Origin of the sequence: Amycolatopsis albidoflavus, from assembly GCF_039525725.1 — a bacterium.
Classification (GTDB): Bacteria; Actinomycetota; Actinomycetes; order Mycobacteriales; family Pseudonocardiaceae; genus Amycolatopsis; species Amycolatopsis albidoflava.
The window spans coordinates 68,420-83,821 of record NZ_BAAAHV010000009.1; the positions used below are offsets into that span (position 1 = coordinate 68,420).

Genomic DNA, 15,402 nt, shown 5'->3' on the forward strand with positions numbered 1-15,402 from the left:
CCGCCGGGGCGTCCGGGCGGAGTCCCGGCGGCGCTGCTTCACCAGATCCTTATGGTGGAGCCATGGAGTTCACTATCCGGCCTGGGGTTGCCGGAGACGCAGACGTAGTGCTGGGTTTTTTTGACGACGCCGTCGAATGGCTGGTCGCGCGGGGCAGCGCGGGCCAATGGGGCACCGAGCCGTGGAGCAAGATCCCGAAGCGGGTCGAGCGAGTGCGCGAGTACGCGGCCGATCCCGAGTTCCGGATGGCGGAGATCGACGGGAAGCCCGCCGGCGCGCTCATCCTCGGGCAAGCCATGCCGTACGCGCCGCAGGTCGACGAGCCCGAGCTGTACGTCCGGCTGCTGATCACTTCCCGCCAGTTCACCGGGCACCGGGTCGGCTCTCGGCTGTTGCAACACTCGATGGACGAGGCGAAACGGCGCGGGATCGACCTCGTGCGCGTCGACTGCTGGGCGGGCGGTGACGGCGATCTGCCGCGCTACTACGAGAGCCAGGGCTTCAAGCCGACCGAGCAGTTCACCGTCGACGGCTGGCTCGGCCAGGTGCTTGAGCAACGGGTTGGGGGATAGCGGCGCGGGCGGACCCGGAGGACGATATTGGCTAGATGTCAATAGGCCGAGGAGTCCGCCATGACCAGGCAGTCGCTCTCTGGGAAGGTCGTCGTCGTCACGGGCGGCGCGCAGGGCATCGGGGCGGCCGCCGCCGCCGCGCTGCACCGGCGCGGCGCCCGGCTCGTGCTCGGCGACCTCGACCGGGTCCGGGCCGAGAAAACCGCAGGTGAGCTGGGGCCGGACGTGGTCGCGTCGCCGCTGGACGTCACCGACACGGCCGCCTTCACCGCGTTCCTGGACGACGTCGAAAGCACCATCGGGCCGATCGACGTGCTGATCAACAACGCCGGCATCATGCCGCTCTCGCCGCTGGACGAGGAGGACGACGCGGCCACGCGGCGGCTGCTGGAGATCAACGTGCACGCGGTCGTGCACGGCACGCGCGAGGCGGTCAAACGGATGAAGCCGCGCGGGCGCGGACACATCGTGAACGTGGCGTCGATGGCCGGAAAGTCCGGATTCGCCGGGGCGGCCACGTATTGCGCCACGAAACACGCGGTGGTCGGGCTGTCCGAGGCGGTGCACCTGGAACTGCGTGGCACCGGCGTCGAGGTGTCGTGCGTGATGCCCGCGGTGGTGCGCACGGAACTCGCGTCGGGGCTGGGCGAAGCGCGGTTCATCAAATCGGTCGGGCCGGAAGACGTCGCGGCAGCAATCGTCGACGCGCTGGAACGGCCGAAGTTTGACGTCTTCGTGCCGAAATCGCTCGATCTGACCGGCCGGATCACCCGGCTGTTCCCGCGCGCGTTCGGCGAATGGCTGGTGCGCGCGCTCGGCGGCGACCAGTTGCTGGCGTCCGCCGCGCATTCGCCCGAGCGCGCCGAGTACGAGAGCCGGGCCGCCCGGAGCGCGCCGTCGTCCGTCCCGCCTGGTGGGAGCGTCTGATGTGGACATGCGCTTGCCGGGTGCTTGCGGGAGTGGCGTGTTGATGCCGCGCCCGCGCGCACGGCAAGATGCCCGGCAGACGACGAGTTCCAGGAGGCGCTGAATGGTTTCCCCACCGGCCCGGTTGGCTGCCGCGGCGGCCAACGTCGTGGGCAAGGTTTTCCAGGGTGGGGTCGCCGATCTGCGGCCGATGCCGCGAGTGCTGATCGACCAGGGACCCAACCGGTCGGTGTACCGGATGACGCACGGTTCGTCGGAGGTCTCCGGCCCGCCGGTGCTGCTGGTGCCGCCGCTGGCCGCGCCCGCGCTGTGCTTCGACCTGCGCCGCGGCTGCAGCCTCATCGAGCACCTGGTCGAGGGCGGGCGGCCGACCTACCTCGTGGACTACGGCATGGTCGCGTTCTCCGACCGCCGCCTCGGCATCGAGCACTGGATCGACGAGGTGCTGCCGAGGGCGATCCGGAAGGTCAGCGAGGACGCCGGCGGACAGGGCGTGCACCTGGTGTCGTGGTCGCTCGGCGGGATTTTCTCGATGCTGGTCAGCGCGGACCAGCCGGAGCTGCCGATCGAATCGATCACCGCGGTCGGCTCGCCGGTCGATTTCACCGCGATCCCGATCGTCGCGCCGTTCCGCCCGCTCGTGGACCTGACCGGCGGGCATCTGCTCACGCCGGTGTACCGGGTGTTCGGCGGCGCACCGTCCTATTTGGTCACCCGGGTGTTCAGGGCCACCGGGATCTCCAAGGAAATCACGAAACCGCTGGCGATCCTGAAAAACCTCGACGACCGCGACTACCTCGCGCAGATCGAGGCGGTGGACCACTTCATGGGCAACATGTACGCCTATCCCGGGCGGACGTTCGGCCAGCTGTACCACCGCTTGTTCCGCACGAACGACCTCGCCGAGGGCACCGTCGACCTGAACGGGCGCAAGATCAGCCTGTCCGACGTGAAGACGCCGATGCTGGTGGTGGCGGGCGAAAACGACACCATCGCGCCGCGCGCGTCGGTGGAACGCGTGGTGCAGCTGCTGGAAAACGCGCCGGAGGTCCGGTTCCGCACCGCGCCCGGCGGGCACCTCGGCGTGCTCACCGGCCGCCGGGCGCGGGGCACGACCTGGCGGTACCTCGACGAATTCCTGGACGAACGGTCAGCCGGCTGACGGCTGCTGCGGAAAGAACCAGGTCCGCACGTCGCGGGTGAGCAGCGCGCGCAGCGCGAGCCCGGCGAAAATCAGCGGGAGAATGCCGGGCAGGCCCTTGCTGAGCAGCGTGACCAGGCTGTTGAGCACCAGGAGGCCTTCGATGACCGCGGCGGTCACGTAGGCCCATTGCTGGCGCTTCGGCAATACGACCGCGCACACCGCGAGCGCGATGGCGGTCGCGTAGGTGATCACGATGTAGAGCTGGGTGAGGCTGATCAGGTCGACCAGCGAAACGCCGGCCATCCCGGCCAGCAGCAGCGGCCCGATCGCGCTCAGCGCGACCTGGATCCACATGAAGATGCGGGCCTGTTTGAGGTCGGCCGGCGCCACCGGAGCGGTCATGCCGGGCAGATTAGGGCATTTCCGCGCCTTTGCGCGCGGATTCCGGGCGGCGGAGATCAATCCGATATCCGCGCGAAGTCGGTGAAAAACCGGCGGTACCGTGAGCCGGTGATCGCTGCATACGTGACGTCGCTCGGCGACAGTTCCGAGATCAAGGTCGGTCAGCTTCCAGACCCCGAGCCGGGACCGCGCGAGGTGCTGGTGAAAGTGTCCGCGGTGGCGGTGAACCACGTCGACACCTTCATCCGTTCCGGCGCGTATCCCACGGACGTTTCGTTCCCGTTCGTCATCGGCCGGGACTTGGTGGGCACGGTTGTTTCCTCGCCGGTGAACCGCTTCGCGCCCGGCGACCGGGTGTGGTGCAACAGCCTCGGCCACGACGGTCGGCAGGGTTCCTTCGCCGAGTACTGCGCGGTTCCCGAGGACCGGCTGTATCACTTGCCGGACGGGGTTTCCGACGACGCCGTCGCCGTCCTGCACACCGCCGCAACCGCGTATCTGGGCCTTTTCGAGCACGCCGACGCCGGTTACGGCGAAACGATCGCAGTGCTCGGCGCGGGCGGCGGAGTCGGCAGCGCCGTCGTCCAACTTGCTTCCACCGCCGGCCTGCGCGTCATCGCGACTGCCCGCGTCGAAGACGCGCAGTGGTGCCGGGAAAGCGGTGCCGACGAGGTTTTCGACTACGCCGATCCCGACCTCTATCGCAAACTCCCCTCCGTGGATCTGTTGTGGGACAACGCGGGCGTTCACGACCTGGTTTCGGCAGTGCCGCTCTTGTCCCGTGGCGGCCGCATCGTCGCGATGGCCGGAATGCAGTCGGGCCCGACGCTGCCGATCGGCGAGTTGTACACGCGCGACGCGAGCATCCGCGGTTTCGCTATCAGCAACGCCGGGGTCTCCGCGCTGGGTTCCGCCGCCCGCGTCGTGAACCGGGCACTGTCCACCGGAATCCTCCGGCCCCGGATCGGCACTCGCCTGCCCCTGTCGTCGGCCGCCGAAGCGCACCGATTGCAGGAATCAGGCGAGGCGCGAGGCCGGATCGTGCTGGAGGTCTGAATCGAGGTCAGACGGTGAGGACGACCTTGCCCCGCAGATGGCCGCCGTCGAGCAGCCGATGCGCGTCGGCGATGCGCTCGAACGGGAACGTCTCCTGCACGTGGACCCGGAGCTTGCCCTGTTCGACGAGCGCGACGAGCTGCCGCAGCGCGACCGGATCCGGATCGACCCCGATCCCGCTGAACCGCATTCCCGCCGACTCGAATTTCGCGATCAACTCGGTGTCGTCCTCCGCTACCGCCGTGACCAGATGCCCGCCGGGCCGGAGCACGCCGAGGGACCGCTCGACGGTGTCGCCGCCAAGAGTGTCGAGCACAACGTCGATTTCGCTCGCCACTTCACTGAAGTCGACCTTCTGGTAGTCGATGACTTCGTCGGCGCCGAGCCCTTCGACGAACTCCCGTTTGCTCTCGCTGGCCGTCGCGATTACGTGCGCACCAAGCGCTTTCGCGATCTGGATCGCGACGTGCCCGACCCCGCCGCCACCGCCGTGGATCAGAACGCGATCGCCCACCGTCACGCCGCCGAGGTCGACCAGCCCCTGCCACGCCGTCAGCCCGACAATCGGCAACGCCGCGGCCTCGACGTGCGAAAGCTTCTCCGGCTTGCGGGCCAGATGCAACGCCGGTGCCGCCACCGCTTCGGCATACGCGCCCGCCGCGCGGGGAAACAACGGCATGCCGAATACTTCGTCGCCCGGCCGGAACCGCCAGGTCAACGCCTCTTCGACCACGCCGCTGACGTCCCAGCCGAGCACGAACGGCGGCTGGCCGAGCAACGGGAACTCGCCGTCGCGCAGCCGTGCTTCCAACGGATTCAGCCCAATCGCCTTGACACGCACGAGGACTTCGGTCGGCAACGCGCGGGGTTCGGGCGCGTCCACGATGGTGAGCACTTCGGGACCGCCGAATTTCTGCTGGGTGATGACTCGCATGACTCTCCTGGTTTCTGGAGGGGTACGAAAGCCAGGCTAGGATTCCGATAGGTACCAGCAGGTACCTTGGACTCCATGAGCGGTTCCCGCGGCATCTTCCTCGCCGATTGCCCGGCGCGGCTGGCAGTAGAGCTGATCGCCGACAAGTGGACGGTGGTCGTGCTCGCGGCTCTCAGCGAGGGCCCCGTGCGGCACGGCGCGCTGGTCGAGCTGATCGGCGGCATCTCCCGGAAGGTGCTCACCCAGACGCTGCGTCGGCTTGAAGCGCATGGGCTCGTCCGGCGTCAGGCGTATGCCGAGGCGCCGCCGCGCGTCGAGTACGAGCTGACCCCGCTGGGCGCGACGCTGATCGAGCCGATCCACACCCTGACGGAGTGGGCTCGCGCGAATGGGGACGCGGTTCTGGATGCGCTGGATTCGGCCGCCGAAAATGCTTGAATAAGGTCTCCTGGCTGCGTTTTTGCTAGCTAATTACTGGCTTGACTGAGCTTTTCGTAATCAGTGGCACTGCTGCTGTTGTCACGATTCGGGTTCAGAACGGCGACAGCTGAGGATGGTGCGCAACAAACACCAGGTCGCACTCGATCCGTGGGTCACCGCAGGCGGCAGAGGGGCTGCGCAACTCGATCAAACGGACAATAACTATGAGCGTTCCAGAAGATCGCAGTGTTGTCGAGTTCGAAGAACCGGATCACCGGGACGGCCGGTTGAGACGGCGAATGGAGCTGGAGTTCATCGACAGCGGGCTCGACAGCTCCTCGCTCGAGAAGCAGTCTGTCGACGACCTCCGTTCGTCGCTGGACCGGCTCGACGCCGTCATCGTGCGGCAGCGGAAGAAACTCGCGCTGCACAAGGAAGCGCTGGCGACCGAAAGCGGGTCGAAAGGGCGTTCGGACGCTCTGCGCAAGGTGAATGCCCATCGCAGTGCCTTGAAGATCGCCCTCGAGCGGCGTGAGCAGATCCTCGAGTTGATCAACGGACTGACCGTCGGACAGGAGATCGGCAAGCTGAGAAACGCGGTGTCCGGGGTCGACGACGCCGGAACCAAAGAGGAATTCCACCGGTTGCTCGGCGAATTCGAAAGCAAGACCGACGAGATCGACGGCGAGCTGAAGAAAACCAGCCAGAACATCGCCGAGGTCGAGGCGGCGGCGATGGCCACCGACATCGACAAGTACGAGCGGAAAGCCAAGGTGTGGCAGAACTTCCTGGCCAAGGAATCCGTCGCGACCTACGTCGGAGCGGCGATTCTGCTGATCATGTGCCTGGCGGTAGTGGCCGCGATGTTCGCCGCGGTGGAGATCAACCAGGTGCTGTCCAGCGCGTTCCTGCTGGTGCTGGGGTATTTCTTTGGGCAATCCACCGGGAAGCGGCAGGTGGAATAGCAGAACCGCTCGGCCCGCCTCTGTGAAGCGGGCCGAGCGGCTGGATCACTTGAGCTGCGCGCTGGTCTTGCCCAGCACCCGCCGAGCCACGATCAGCTGCTGGATCTGCTGCGTCCCCTCAAAGAGGTCCAGAATTTCTCAGCTGGAATTTGCGGGCCTCGCTCGTTCCGCCGTAAATGGCCTCTGAGCTGCGCTGATGCGTCTCGCTAGTTCTCGTCGTCTGTCGCTGCTCCCTGGCCTCTGACGGCCTGGAGACGGCCTGGCGGCCAGCCACACCTACCCCTGCATCCCGATACGAAGCCAGCATGCGGCCGGTGATGCCGGGTCAAGACACGCTTCATGGTGTTGACGCGGTGCTACCGGCAGTTGTCACGATCAGGCGTCGGGATGGAGGTCTCTCACGACGGTGCGTAACGGAGATCGAGTCACGAACGACCCGTGTGTCACGACCGCTCGCAGAGGAGGCCGACGTTGGCTCTGGGGACCCGTGTGCCGCCAACGTGCGGTGCTGCGCCAGGTGACCCGGTGGCGGCCGCACCGCCCGGCCGGCGGGCGAAGCGGAGCGGCAGCCCGCCGTGTCGGAAGCGGATGCGGCCGCCACGGCGAGGGGGCTACGTAGGCGACAGGCGCGCGCCGCCACCGGCGGCGCGCCTATATCTTATGGAGTCGAATTCGGCAACTTCGTTCGTAGCTAAGCAGTTGATGGCTGGAGTGTTGAATGACTAAATCGTTCGATCGCTTGTACTTCGGGAAGTCCGCTGCAGAGAACGAAGCCGAGATTGATCCGGTTAAATTCTATAACTCATTCACGGATCTCTGGAGCTTGCCGGCCCGAATACTTTCTGGTGAAGTATTTTCGCTCACTGGACCGAATGGGGTGGCAAATCGGCTGTTGTGAATTATCTTGAACTGGATACTGAAAAGAGATTCGGCGAGGCTGGCTCATTCGTTAAACTGACTAACCTGGATGATCTGCAGAAGTCTAGCTTCACTGCTGATGAAAAGAAGAACTCATCGTCTGAGATCGGTGTTGGCAGCTATCACCTTTCCGATTCAGCTTGGAAGCTGTTTATCTGCATCAGGATTATTGAATCGCTATTTTCTGGTCAGTCGTGCCAACTCTTGGATATTGGCAAGCTGCGCGAACTTTTCAAGGCCATGCAGAAGGTCGGTCTCACTGAAGAAGATTTCCCGCAGATTCTACGAAAATTGAGGAAGCGGAGTACTTCGTTCCGTGTTCCGAAAATCGCGGACACGACAGTTGAATCCACGGAAACTGAGTCTATAAATATTCAGCAGCTCGGTGACGCGCTACTTCGTCACATTGAGGCCGCGCTCACTGATAACGTGCATATTCTGGTTATAGACGGTCTGGACCGTGCGATAGTTGCATCGAATGCATACTGGGAGTCAATTTCCAGTCTTGTTAGAACGGTCGACGCGCCGGTGACCGTACCCACCGGCTGTTCGGTCTTCCCCAAGGAGCTGCAGCGCCCGTCTCGGCGGTGGGCGGAGCGCCGGTTCCCGAACATCCGGTACTGGAACGAGCCCGGCAAGGGCGGCCGCTTCGCGGCGTTCGAGCAGCCGGCGTTGTTCGTCGACGAGGTCCGGCATTCTTCCGGCTGGTCCGCTGATGGTCACCCGTACTCGGTGAGCGGCTGGCTAAAGATCAACAAGTGCCCATCGGGTGTCCGTACGTTGAAGTCGCGCATCCCGTAGGGCCGGTCAGCCAGTGGCTCGACGATGTCGGCGCCGCGGGCGCGCAGCTCGTCGTGGCAGGAATCGACGTCGTCGACGATAACCGTCACCCTGGCCGGGCCGACGCTGCTTTCGGCGTACAGGTGGAACTCGGCGGAGTCGCGGATCACGGCCGCGTAGCTAGGTGGGGTCTCCCAGGTGAATATGGTGTCGAATCCGAGCACGTCCGTGAAGTACGACCGCGCTGCCTGCACATCTCGGCACGGCAGCACGGGAACCGCCACCCGCATGACCATTTCGTCACCTTACCTGACTTTGGCTCAAGATCGCTGATCTTGGGTAGGGTGCTGGCTGTTGAGCTGCGGTTTCGTCGTGTGAACGGCGAAAATCTGTGCACTACGCGGCCGGTTCCAGGCTGTCTCTCGTGGCGTATGTGCGCACGGTGAAGACGGCGTCGGGGGGCCAGGGCGGTGCAGATCGTGCGCACCACCCGCCGCTACCGCACCATCAACATCCAGGCCGGCGAGCACACCTTCACCGCCGTCGACCCGCTACCCGACGACCTCCGCGATGCCCTCACCCGCATCCACGACCGCGGTGCGCACTAATTTGAGCCAAGTCAGGACTACCTTGGCCACGCGGACTTGGGTTTCACGCTCCGGACGTACGCGCACCTCGTCCCGTCGAGCCGCTAACGAGCGCGTGGGGCAGTCGAGGCGGTGTTCGGACGGCCTGCCTTTCATGGCGGCCTGGAGGCGGCCTGATCATGAAACCGTCCCCACCAGTGTGAAAGCCGCCCGGTCAATGAGTCCCCAAGGAGGGGCAGCGACCGGGCGGCTTTTCGCTACGTCACAACTACTTCAGCTCAGCAGACGACTTGCCCAGCACCCGCCGAGCCACGATCAGCTGCTGAATCTGCTGCGTCCCCTCAAAGATGTCCAAGATCTTGGCATCCCGAGACCACTTCTCCAGCAGCGATTCCTCCGTATACCCATACGCCCCGGCAAGCTCGACGCACTTCAGCGTCACATCGACCACCGTCCGGCCAGCCTTCGCCTTAGCCATGGAAGCCTGCAGCGAGTTCGGCTCACGATTGTCCGCCATCCACGCCGACTCCAGCGTCAGCAGATACGCAGCCTCGTAATCCGCTTCCAGTTGCAGGAAAGTCGCGGCGGCAGCGTGCTGCGTCAACGCCGGGCGGTCGTAGTCGATGACAACCCCGGCTTCGGTCAGGACCCGGCGGGTTTCGTCCAGTGCCGCACGCGCGACGCCGATCGCCATGGCGGCCACCAGTGGGCGGGTGTTGTCGAAGGTCTGCATGACCCCGGCGAAACCCTTGGCCGTGTCGATTTCCGGCGTGCCCAGGAGGTTTTCGCGCGGGACGCGGCAGTTTTCGAAGCGCAGCACGGCGGTGTCGGACGCGCGGATGCCCAGCTTGTGTTCCACGCGCACGACCTCGAAGCCCGGCGTGCCCTTCTCCACCACGAACGACTTGATCGCGGCGCGGCCCTTCGTGCGGTCCAGCGTCGCCCAGACCACAACGGCGTCGGCGCGCTGGCCGGACGTCACGAAGATCTTTTCGCCGTTCAGGATGTAGTCGTCGCCGTCTTCGGTGGCCGTCGTGGTGATGGCGGCCGAGTCCGAACCGCAGCCGGGTTCGGTGATCGCCATCGCGGCCCACAGGCCCTTGAAGCGCTCAAGCTGCTCGTCGGTCGCCACCGACCCAATCGCGGCGTTGCCGAGGCCTTGCCGCGGCATGGACAACAGCAGGCCGACGTCGCCCCAGCACATCTCGATCGTGCCGAGCACCACGTTCAGGTTGGCGCCGTTGCGGTTTCCCTTGGGGCCGTTGTCCTTTTCGGACCGGCGCACGCCGGCCGCGCCAGCCCCGCCCTCGCCGGAGGAGTTCAGGCCGTCCAGCAGCGCGGCGAACATGTCCAATTCGGACGGATAGGTGTGCTCGGCGCGGTCGTACTTGCGCGAGATCGGCCGGAACACCTCGGCCGCGGCCTGGTACGCCTGGTTGATCAGCGCGCCGGCCTTCTTCGGAGCTTCCAGGTTGATCATGAGTTGCCTTTCGGAGCAAGAAAAAGGATCAGAGGAGGACGGCGCCTTCCATCACGCCGATCGCCCGCAGGTCGCGGTACCAGCGCTCCACCGGGTGCTCCTTCACGAACCCGTGCCCGCCCAGCAACTGCACGCCGGCGTTGCCGATCTGCATGCCCTTGTCCGTCGCGAGCTTCCGGGCGAGCGCCGCTTCCCGCGCGTATTCCTTGCCCTGCTCGGCCCGCGAAGCCGCGCGCAGCGTGACCAGGCGCAGGCCTTCCAGCTCGATCGCGATGTCCGCCACCGAGAACGCGACCGCCTGCCGGTGGCTGATCGGCTCGCCGAACGCGGTCCGCTCGTTCACGTAAGGCACGACGTAGTCCAGCACGGCCTTGCCGACACCAGCGGCGAGCGCCGCCCAGCCGAGCCGGGAAAGCCTGACCACCTCAGTGAAAACGTCCGCCTTGCCGCCGCCGAGCAGTGCGCCCGCGGGCAGCGAAACCTTCTCCAGGTGCAGCTTTCCGGTCGCCGCGCCGCGCAGGCCCATCGCGGGTTCGGACTCGATCGTCACGCCCGCGTTGGACGATTCGACCAGGAACAGCGCCGGTCCGCGACCTTCCAGATCGGCCGAGACCAGGAACAGTTCCGCCTCCGCCGCGCGCGGGACGAGCGACTTCACGCCGTCGAGCTGGTAGCCCTTCGGGGTGCGCTTCGCCTTGGTGGCGGGCTTGAACGGGTCGAACAGCGGCGTCCGCTCCAGCAGCGCGAGCGCCGCGGCCGGCACCTGCTCGCCGGTGAACGCGGGCACGTAATCGGCCTGCTGCTGCTCGTCGCCCCACGCGACCAGCGCGGTGCTCACCGCGGACGGGGCCAGCACGGCCACCGCGAGTCCGAGGTCGCCGTGCGCGAGCGCCTCCGCGACCAGCGCGTTCGTGACGACCGACCGCTCGGTGCCCGCGCCGCCCAGCTCCTCCGGGATGCCGACGAGGCTGATGCCCAGCTCGGCCGCGCGGCTCAGCAGACCCTCCGGCGCGGCGAGCTTCTCGTCGGCGTCCGCGGCGGCCGGGCGCAGCTGCTCGGCGGCGAACTCGCTGACCGTCTCGACGATGAGTTTCTGGTCCTCGTCCGGCGTCAGGTCGAACAGCCCGCGGTCGTCCGGCTTCGCCAGCCGAGCCGGCTTGCCCAGCCGCTGGACCGAGGTGAACGACCTGGTCGCCGCCCCCGCCGCGCGGAAACCGCTCCGGGTTCCCGTCTTGACCAGGTTCTGCACCGGTCCGCGCAGCCCGACCCGGTCGATCGCCTTGCTCCCGGCCAACCGGGTGAGCGCGGCCAGGCCGAGGCCCATCGCGTCTCGTTTCCTTGGCGCAGCCATGCAGCATCTCCCTCGCGTTACCTACTGGCGAGTAGGTTAACGCGGCGACGCGGAATCCGCCAGTGCGGCCCGGCTCACTCGACCACCGGCCGCCTGGCCAGGGACGTGCGTTCGAACGCGATGAGCAGCAGGACCGAGGCCGTGACGATCAGCAGCAGCAAGGCCGCGGGCACGTGTCCGAGCAGCGGCGTGAGCGCGAGCAGCACCGCCGCGAGCACGAGCCGTTGCCGGTTCCAGGTGCCGAGGTTGCGTCGCCGAAGCGAGCTGAGCGCGACCAGGTACAGCGCGAGCCCGCCGGTCAGCGCCCACAGCGCGACGCCGTGCAGCGCGTCTGCGGGATTGGTGTGCAGGGACAGGAACGTCTTCTTCAGCCCGAGCGCGACGAGGACGATTCCGGCGATCAGCGGCAGGTGGAGATAGGTGTAGGAGTCGGTGGCAAGCTTGGTTCGCGCGATGCCCTCGGCGCGGGCGAGCCGGCGCTCGGCGACGTTCGCGACCAGGTCGAAGTACGTCCACCACATCCCGGCGGCGAGCGCGATCCCGCAGATCGCCGACCCGGCGACGAGCCAGGTGATCGGCACGTGCCCGATCCCGATGCCGATCGCCACGACCGATTCGCCGAGCGCGATGATCACGATCAGCCCGAACCGCTCGGCGAAGTGCGCGGGCGAATGCAGCCGCCAGCCCGCGGGGCCGGACAGGTAGACGTTGAGGTAGTCCACCGCCAGCGCGACTACCCACAGGGCCGGCTGCCACGGCCCGCCCACCACGGCGGCGACGGCCAGCAGCACCAGGCTCGGGAGCAACCCGCGCAACATCCGCAGAAGCACCCGGCGCAATTCGGCGTCGTGCTGCGCCGCGCCGAGGTAGGCGACGATGTGCAACAGCCGCACGACGGCGTAACAGGCGACGAACAGCAATGGCCCGTCGAGCCCGCCCGGTTCGTTGGTGAGCGCCTGCGGCACCGCGAGCGCGACGAGGAACATCACCGCCATCGCGCCGAACATCGCCAGCCTCGCGATGCCGTGGTCGACGTGGATCATGGTGCCGAGCCACGCGTAACTGCACCAGCACCACCACAGCACCATCAGCACCAGCAGTCCCTCGCCGACGCCGAGCAGGCTCAGGTGCCCGGACATCAGCTCGGTCGTCTGCGTGATGGCGTAGACGAAGACCAGGTCGAAGAAAAGCTCGAGGGTCGTGACGCGGTGGCCTTCGTCCGCGCGAACCAGATGCAACCGTCTCGTGGGCACGGCAGATGCTTACACGTCCGGGGGAGCGGCAGGGGCGGTTTCGCGCAGAGCGTTCAGTCGAGCCCGAGAACCGCGTGCAGCACCGCCGTCAGTTCCGTCTGCAGATGAGGCCTGCTCCTGATCCGCCCGGTCCGGCTCAGGTCGTTCGCGATCGTCAGCGCGGCGTGCACCCGGATCTTCGCCTCGCGCGCCGGAAGCTCCGGAAACACCGCGCACAGCAAGGAAACCCACTGATCGACATAGTCGCGCTGGACCCGTCGCAGATCCGCTTTGTCGCGCTCCGGCATGGTCACGCGATCGGCCGTGAACGACACCAGCAGTTCCGGCGTGCGCAGCAGAATGTGCACATACGACGCCGCAAGCCGGCCCAGCGCGGCCCGTTCGTCAGGAGCCTGCAAAGCCTGCTCGGCCGCCAGTGCGAGCCGGTCCGCCGCGCGGTGTCCGATCGCGACCATCAGCGCGGCCTTGCTCGGGAAGTGCCGGTACACGCTGGGCCCGGCGATGCCCGCCGCCGCGCCGATGTCTTCCATGCTCACCGTGTGGAAGCCGCGTTCGGCGAAGAGCCCGGTCGCCGCGCTCAGGACCTGCTCGCGGCGGGACGGCGTGCCGAGGCTGCTCGCGACCGGTGCCACGGGCTCGGCCGGGACCGGCAGCGAGACGTTGAGCACCGCCAGCGCCAGTTCGACCAGCAGCGGCACGAAGCGTTTGCGCGCCACCGAGGTGTGGTGCACCGCGACGCTCCCGAACACCGACAGCGCGGCCCAGCACAGCAGCTCTGCCTCGTCCGCGGACAGCTCCGGACGCAGTGTGAGCAGGGCTTTCGTCCACGCGTCGAGCACCGCGCCGGACCGGCGGCGGATCTCCCGGCGCTGCTCGCGCGGCAGGTGCGGACCTTCCCAGCGCCACAGCGCGGCGATCTCCCGGCGCTCGACCGCCTGCGTCGCGAGGCCGGTGAGCAGGGCGTCCAGCTGCTCCAGCGGCGGCGCGGAATCGGCGAGCGCGGCCGCGGTGGCCGACTCCATGTCGTCGATCCCGGCCAGCACGACGTAGGCGAGGATCGCCTGCTTGTCGGCGAAATGCCGGTACAGTGCCGGCCCGGTCACCCCCGCCGAGGCGGCGATGTCATTGATCCCGACCCCGTGGAACCCCCGCGCGCGGAACAGCTCGGCCGCCACGGCGGCGAGCTGGGCCTTGCGGTCGCGAGGCCGCGTGCCGCGGGAGGGAGACGTACTCATGGTGAACTGACCATAGCGTGAATCGAAACTACGGCAACCCATTGACACCATGGGGTTCATCGGGCTTATGTTAATGGCCATTAGCACCTACTGGCCGGTATAGTCGGCGGCGAGATACACCGCAGTGTCCAACCACGCCGCTTCGCGGAGGAGTGTTCAGTGAGTAGCGAGGCCTACATCTACGAGGCGTTGCGCACGCCCCGGGGCAAGAACAAGGGCGGTGCCCTGCACGGCACCAAGCCGGTCGACCTGGTGGTCGGCCTCATCGAAGAGCTGAAGGTCCGCCACCCGAACCTCGACCCGCAGGCGATCGACGACATCGTGCTCGGCGTCGTGTCCCCGGTGGGCGAGCAGGGCGCGGACATCGCGCGCACCGCTGCGCTCGTCGCGGGCCTGCCGCAGACGGTCGCGGGCGTGCAGCTCAACCGGTTCTGCGCGTCCGGGCTGGAAGCCACGAACGTCGCGGCGCAGAAGGTCCGTTCCGGCTGGGACCAGCTGGTCATCGCGGGCGGCGTCGAGTCGATGTCGCGGGTGCCGATGGGTTCGGACGGCGGCGCGCTGTTCATGGACCCGGCCACCGCGTACGACCACTACATCGCCCCGCAGGGCATCGGCGCGGACCTCATCGCGACGATGGAGGGCTTCTCCCGCGAGGACGTCGACGCGTTCGCGGTCCGCTCGCAGGAGAAGGCCGAGGCGGCCTGGTCCGGCGGCTACTTCGCGAAGTCCGTGGTGCCGGTGAAGGACATGAACGGCGTCACGATCCTCGACCACGACGAGCACCGCCGTCCGGGGTCCACTGTGGAGGGTCTGGCGAAGCTCAAGCCGGCTTTCACCACGATCGGCGAGATGGGCGGGTTCGACGCCGTCGCGCTCCAGAAGTACCACCAGGTCGAGAAGATCGACCACGTGCACACCGGCGGCAACTCCTCCGGCATCGTCGACGGTTCCGCCATCGTCCTGGTCGGCAGCGAGGAAGCGGGCAAGCGGGCCGGCCTCACGCCGCGGGCGCGCATCGTCGCCACCGCCTCGATCGGCTCCGAGCCGACGATCATGCTGACCGGTCCGACGCCGGCCACCGAGAAGGTGCTGAAGACCGCGGGCCTGACCCCGGACGACATCGACCTGTGGGAGCTCAACGAGGCGTTCGCGTCCGTCGTGCTCAAGTGGCAGAAGGACCTGAACCTGCCGGACGAGAAGATCAACGTCAACGGCGGCGCGATCGCCATGGGCCACCCGCTCGGCGCCACCGGCGCGATGCTGGTCGGCACCGTGGTCGACGAGCTGGAACGCCGCGAGGCGCGCCGGGCCCTGGTGACCCTGTGCATCGGCGGCGGCATGGGCGTCGCGACCATCATCGAGCGGGTGTGAGGACCTG

Annotated in this window: 16 protein-coding genes; 9 read left to right on the plus strand and 7 right to left on the minus strand. The window is 67.2% G+C overall.

Translation table 11 applies throughout. The annotated features are described in order from the left end of the window. The first annotated feature begins 62 nt into the window (after positions 1 to 62). The 3 genes from ABD156_RS12210 (at position 63) to ABD156_RS12220 (ending at position 2,661) form a co-directional block, all read left to right on the plus strand. Positions 63 to 572, plus strand: coding sequence for a GNAT family N-acetyltransferase (locus ABD156_RS12210; RefSeq protein WP_344270949.1), 510 nt, complete (start codon positions 63 to 65; stop codon positions 570 to 572). A 60-nt stretch (positions 573 to 632) separates the two neighbouring features. Next, positions 633 to 1,499, plus strand: coding sequence for an SDR family oxidoreductase (locus ABD156_RS12215; protein ID WP_344270952.1), 867 nt, complete (start codon positions 633 to 635; stop codon positions 1,497 to 1,499). A gap of 103 nt (positions 1,500 to 1,602) precedes the next feature. Beyond that, positions 1,603 to 2,661, plus strand: a complete 1,059-nt coding sequence (locus ABD156_RS12220) for an alpha/beta fold hydrolase (RefSeq protein ID WP_344270955.1) — start codon at positions 1,603 to 1,605, stop codon at positions 2,659 to 2,661. Here ABD156_RS12220 and ABD156_RS12225 read toward each other — a convergent pair. Further along, positions 2,650 to 3,045 (minus strand): hypothetical protein, encoded by a 396-nt coding sequence (locus ABD156_RS12225; protein ID WP_344270958.1) that lies wholly within the window; start codon positions 3,043 to 3,045, stop codon positions 2,650 to 2,652. The genes ABD156_RS12220 and ABD156_RS12225 overlap by 12 nt on opposite strands. Positions 3,046 to 3,153: 108 nt before the next feature. Between ABD156_RS12225 and ABD156_RS12230 the strand changes: the two genes are divergently transcribed. Further along, on the plus strand, positions 3,154 to 4,101 hold the full coding sequence (locus ABD156_RS12230) for an NADPH:quinone reductase (RefSeq protein WP_344270961.1): 948 nt from the start codon (positions 3,154 to 3,156) through the stop codon (positions 4,099 to 4,101). Positions 4,102 to 4,108: 7 nt separating this feature from the next. On the opposite strand, the gene ABD156_RS12235 is transcribed toward ABD156_RS12230, so the two are convergent. Further along, positions 4,109 to 5,035: an NADP-dependent oxidoreductase gene (locus tag ABD156_RS12235; protein WP_344270964.1), complete on the minus strand. Its 927-nt coding sequence runs from the start codon at positions 5,033 to 5,035 to the stop codon at positions 4,109 to 4,111. A gap of 75 nt (positions 5,036 to 5,110) precedes the next feature. On the opposite strand from ABD156_RS12235, the gene ABD156_RS12240 reads away from it, so the two are divergent. From ABD156_RS12240 to ABD156_RS47805, 3 genes are all read left to right on the plus strand, one after another. Then, positions 5,111 to 5,473 (plus strand): winged helix-turn-helix transcriptional regulator, encoded by a 363-nt coding sequence (locus tag ABD156_RS12240; RefSeq protein WP_344270967.1) that lies wholly within the window; start codon positions 5,111 to 5,113, stop codon positions 5,471 to 5,473. 206 nt (positions 5,474 to 5,679) lie between these two features. Further along, the gene (locus ABD156_RS12245; RefSeq protein ID WP_344270970.1) at positions 5,680 to 6,420 is read left to right on the plus strand and encodes a hypothetical protein; all 741 of its coding nucleotides are present in this window, start codon (positions 5,680 to 5,682) and stop codon (positions 6,418 to 6,420) included. Positions 6,421 to 7,314: 894 nt separating this feature from the next. Continuing rightward, on the plus strand, positions 7,315 to 8,139 hold the full coding sequence (locus tag ABD156_RS47805) for a hypothetical protein (RefSeq protein WP_377926930.1): 825 nt from the start codon (positions 7,315 to 7,317) through the stop codon (positions 8,137 to 8,139). On the opposite strand, the gene ABD156_RS12255 is transcribed toward ABD156_RS47805, so the two are convergent. Then, the gene (locus ABD156_RS12255; RefSeq protein WP_344270973.1) at positions 8,058 to 8,414 is read right to left on the minus strand and encodes a bleomycin resistance protein; all 357 of its coding nucleotides are present in this window, start codon (positions 8,412 to 8,414) and stop codon (positions 8,058 to 8,060) included. The two genes, ABD156_RS47805 and ABD156_RS12255, sit on opposite strands and share 82 nt — an antisense overlap. Positions 8,415 to 8,588: 174 nt before the next feature. On the opposite strand from ABD156_RS12255, the gene ABD156_RS12260 reads away from it, so the two are divergent. Next, positions 8,589 to 8,726, plus strand: coding sequence for a hypothetical protein (locus tag ABD156_RS12260; RefSeq protein WP_344270976.1), 138 nt, complete (start codon positions 8,589 to 8,591; stop codon positions 8,724 to 8,726). A gap of 247 nt (positions 8,727 to 8,973) precedes the next feature. On the opposite strand, the gene ABD156_RS12265 is transcribed toward ABD156_RS12260, so the two are convergent. From ABD156_RS12265 to ABD156_RS12280, 4 genes are all read right to left on the minus strand, one after another. Next, positions 8,974 to 10,185 carry an acyl-CoA dehydrogenase family protein gene (locus tag ABD156_RS12265; RefSeq protein ID WP_344270979.1) on the minus strand — a complete coding sequence of 404 codons (1,212 nt, stop codon included), beginning with the start codon at positions 10,183 to 10,185 and terminating at the stop codon, positions 8,974 to 8,976. Positions 10,186 to 10,213: 28 nt separating this feature from the next. Further along, positions 10,214 to 11,509: an acyl-CoA dehydrogenase family protein gene (locus ABD156_RS12270; protein WP_344272290.1), complete on the minus strand. Its 1,296-nt coding sequence runs from the start codon at positions 11,507 to 11,509 to the stop codon at positions 10,214 to 10,216. A 101-nt stretch (positions 11,510 to 11,610) separates the two neighbouring features. Then, positions 11,611 to 12,789 carry a low temperature requirement protein A gene (locus tag ABD156_RS12275; protein ID WP_344270982.1) on the minus strand — a complete coding sequence of 393 codons (1,179 nt, stop codon included), beginning with the start codon at positions 12,787 to 12,789 and terminating at the stop codon, positions 11,611 to 11,613. A 53-nt stretch (positions 12,790 to 12,842) separates the two neighbouring features. After that, entirely contained in the window at positions 12,843 to 14,024 is a 1,182-nt protein-coding gene (locus ABD156_RS12280; RefSeq protein WP_344270985.1) for a TetR/AcrR family transcriptional regulator, read from the minus strand. A gap of 159 nt (positions 14,025 to 14,183) precedes the next feature. On the opposite strand from ABD156_RS12280, the gene ABD156_RS12285 reads away from it, so the two are divergent. Beyond that, entirely contained in the window at positions 14,184 to 15,395 is a 1,212-nt protein-coding gene (locus ABD156_RS12285) for an acetyl-CoA C-acetyltransferase (RefSeq protein WP_344270988.1), read from the plus strand. Positions 15,396 to 15,402 lie beyond the last annotated feature (7 nt).

What these genes read in the sequence shown, in the direction of transcription:
- ABD156_RS12240 (WP_344270967.1), top strand. Translation starts at nt 5,111, where the DNA reads ATGAGCGGTTCCCGCGGCATCTTCCTCGCCGATTGCCCGGCGCGGCTG.
- ABD156_RS12225 (WP_344270958.1), bottom strand. Translation starts at nt 3,045, where the DNA reads ATGACCGCTCCGGTGGCGCCGGCCGACCTCAAACAGGCCCGCATCTTC.
- ABD156_RS12265 (WP_344270979.1), bottom strand. Translation starts at nt 10,185, where the DNA reads ATGATCAACCTGGAAGCTCCGAAGAAGGCCGGCGCGCTGATCAACCAG.
- ABD156_RS12210 (WP_344270949.1), top strand. Translation starts at nt 63, where the DNA reads ATGGAGTTCACTATCCGGCCTGGGGTTGCCGGAGACGCAGACGTAGTG.
- ABD156_RS12220 (WP_344270955.1), top strand. Translation starts at nt 1,603, where the DNA reads ATGGTTTCCCCACCGGCCCGGTTGGCTGCCGCGGCGGCCAACGTCGTG.
- ABD156_RS12245 (WP_344270970.1), top strand. Translation starts at nt 5,680, where the DNA reads ATGAGCGTTCCAGAAGATCGCAGTGTTGTCGAGTTCGAAGAACCGGAT.
- ABD156_RS12255 (WP_344270973.1), bottom strand. Translation starts at nt 8,414, where the DNA reads ATGGTCATGCGGGTGGCGGTTCCCGTGCTGCCGTGCCGAGATGTGCAG.
- ABD156_RS12235 (WP_344270964.1), bottom strand. Translation starts at nt 5,035, where the DNA reads ATGCGAGTCATCACCCAGCAGAAATTCGGCGGTCCCGAAGTGCTCACC.
- ABD156_RS12270 (WP_344272290.1), bottom strand. Translation starts at nt 11,509, where the DNA reads ATGGGCCTCGGCCTGGCCGCGCTCACCCGGTTGGCCGGGAGCAAGGCG.
- ABD156_RS12280 (WP_344270985.1), bottom strand. Translation starts at nt 14,024, where the DNA reads ATGAGTACGTCTCCCTCCCGCGGCACGCGGCCTCGCGACCGCAAGGCC.
- ABD156_RS12215 (WP_344270952.1), top strand. Translation starts at nt 633, where the DNA reads ATGACCAGGCAGTCGCTCTCTGGGAAGGTCGTCGTCGTCACGGGCGGC.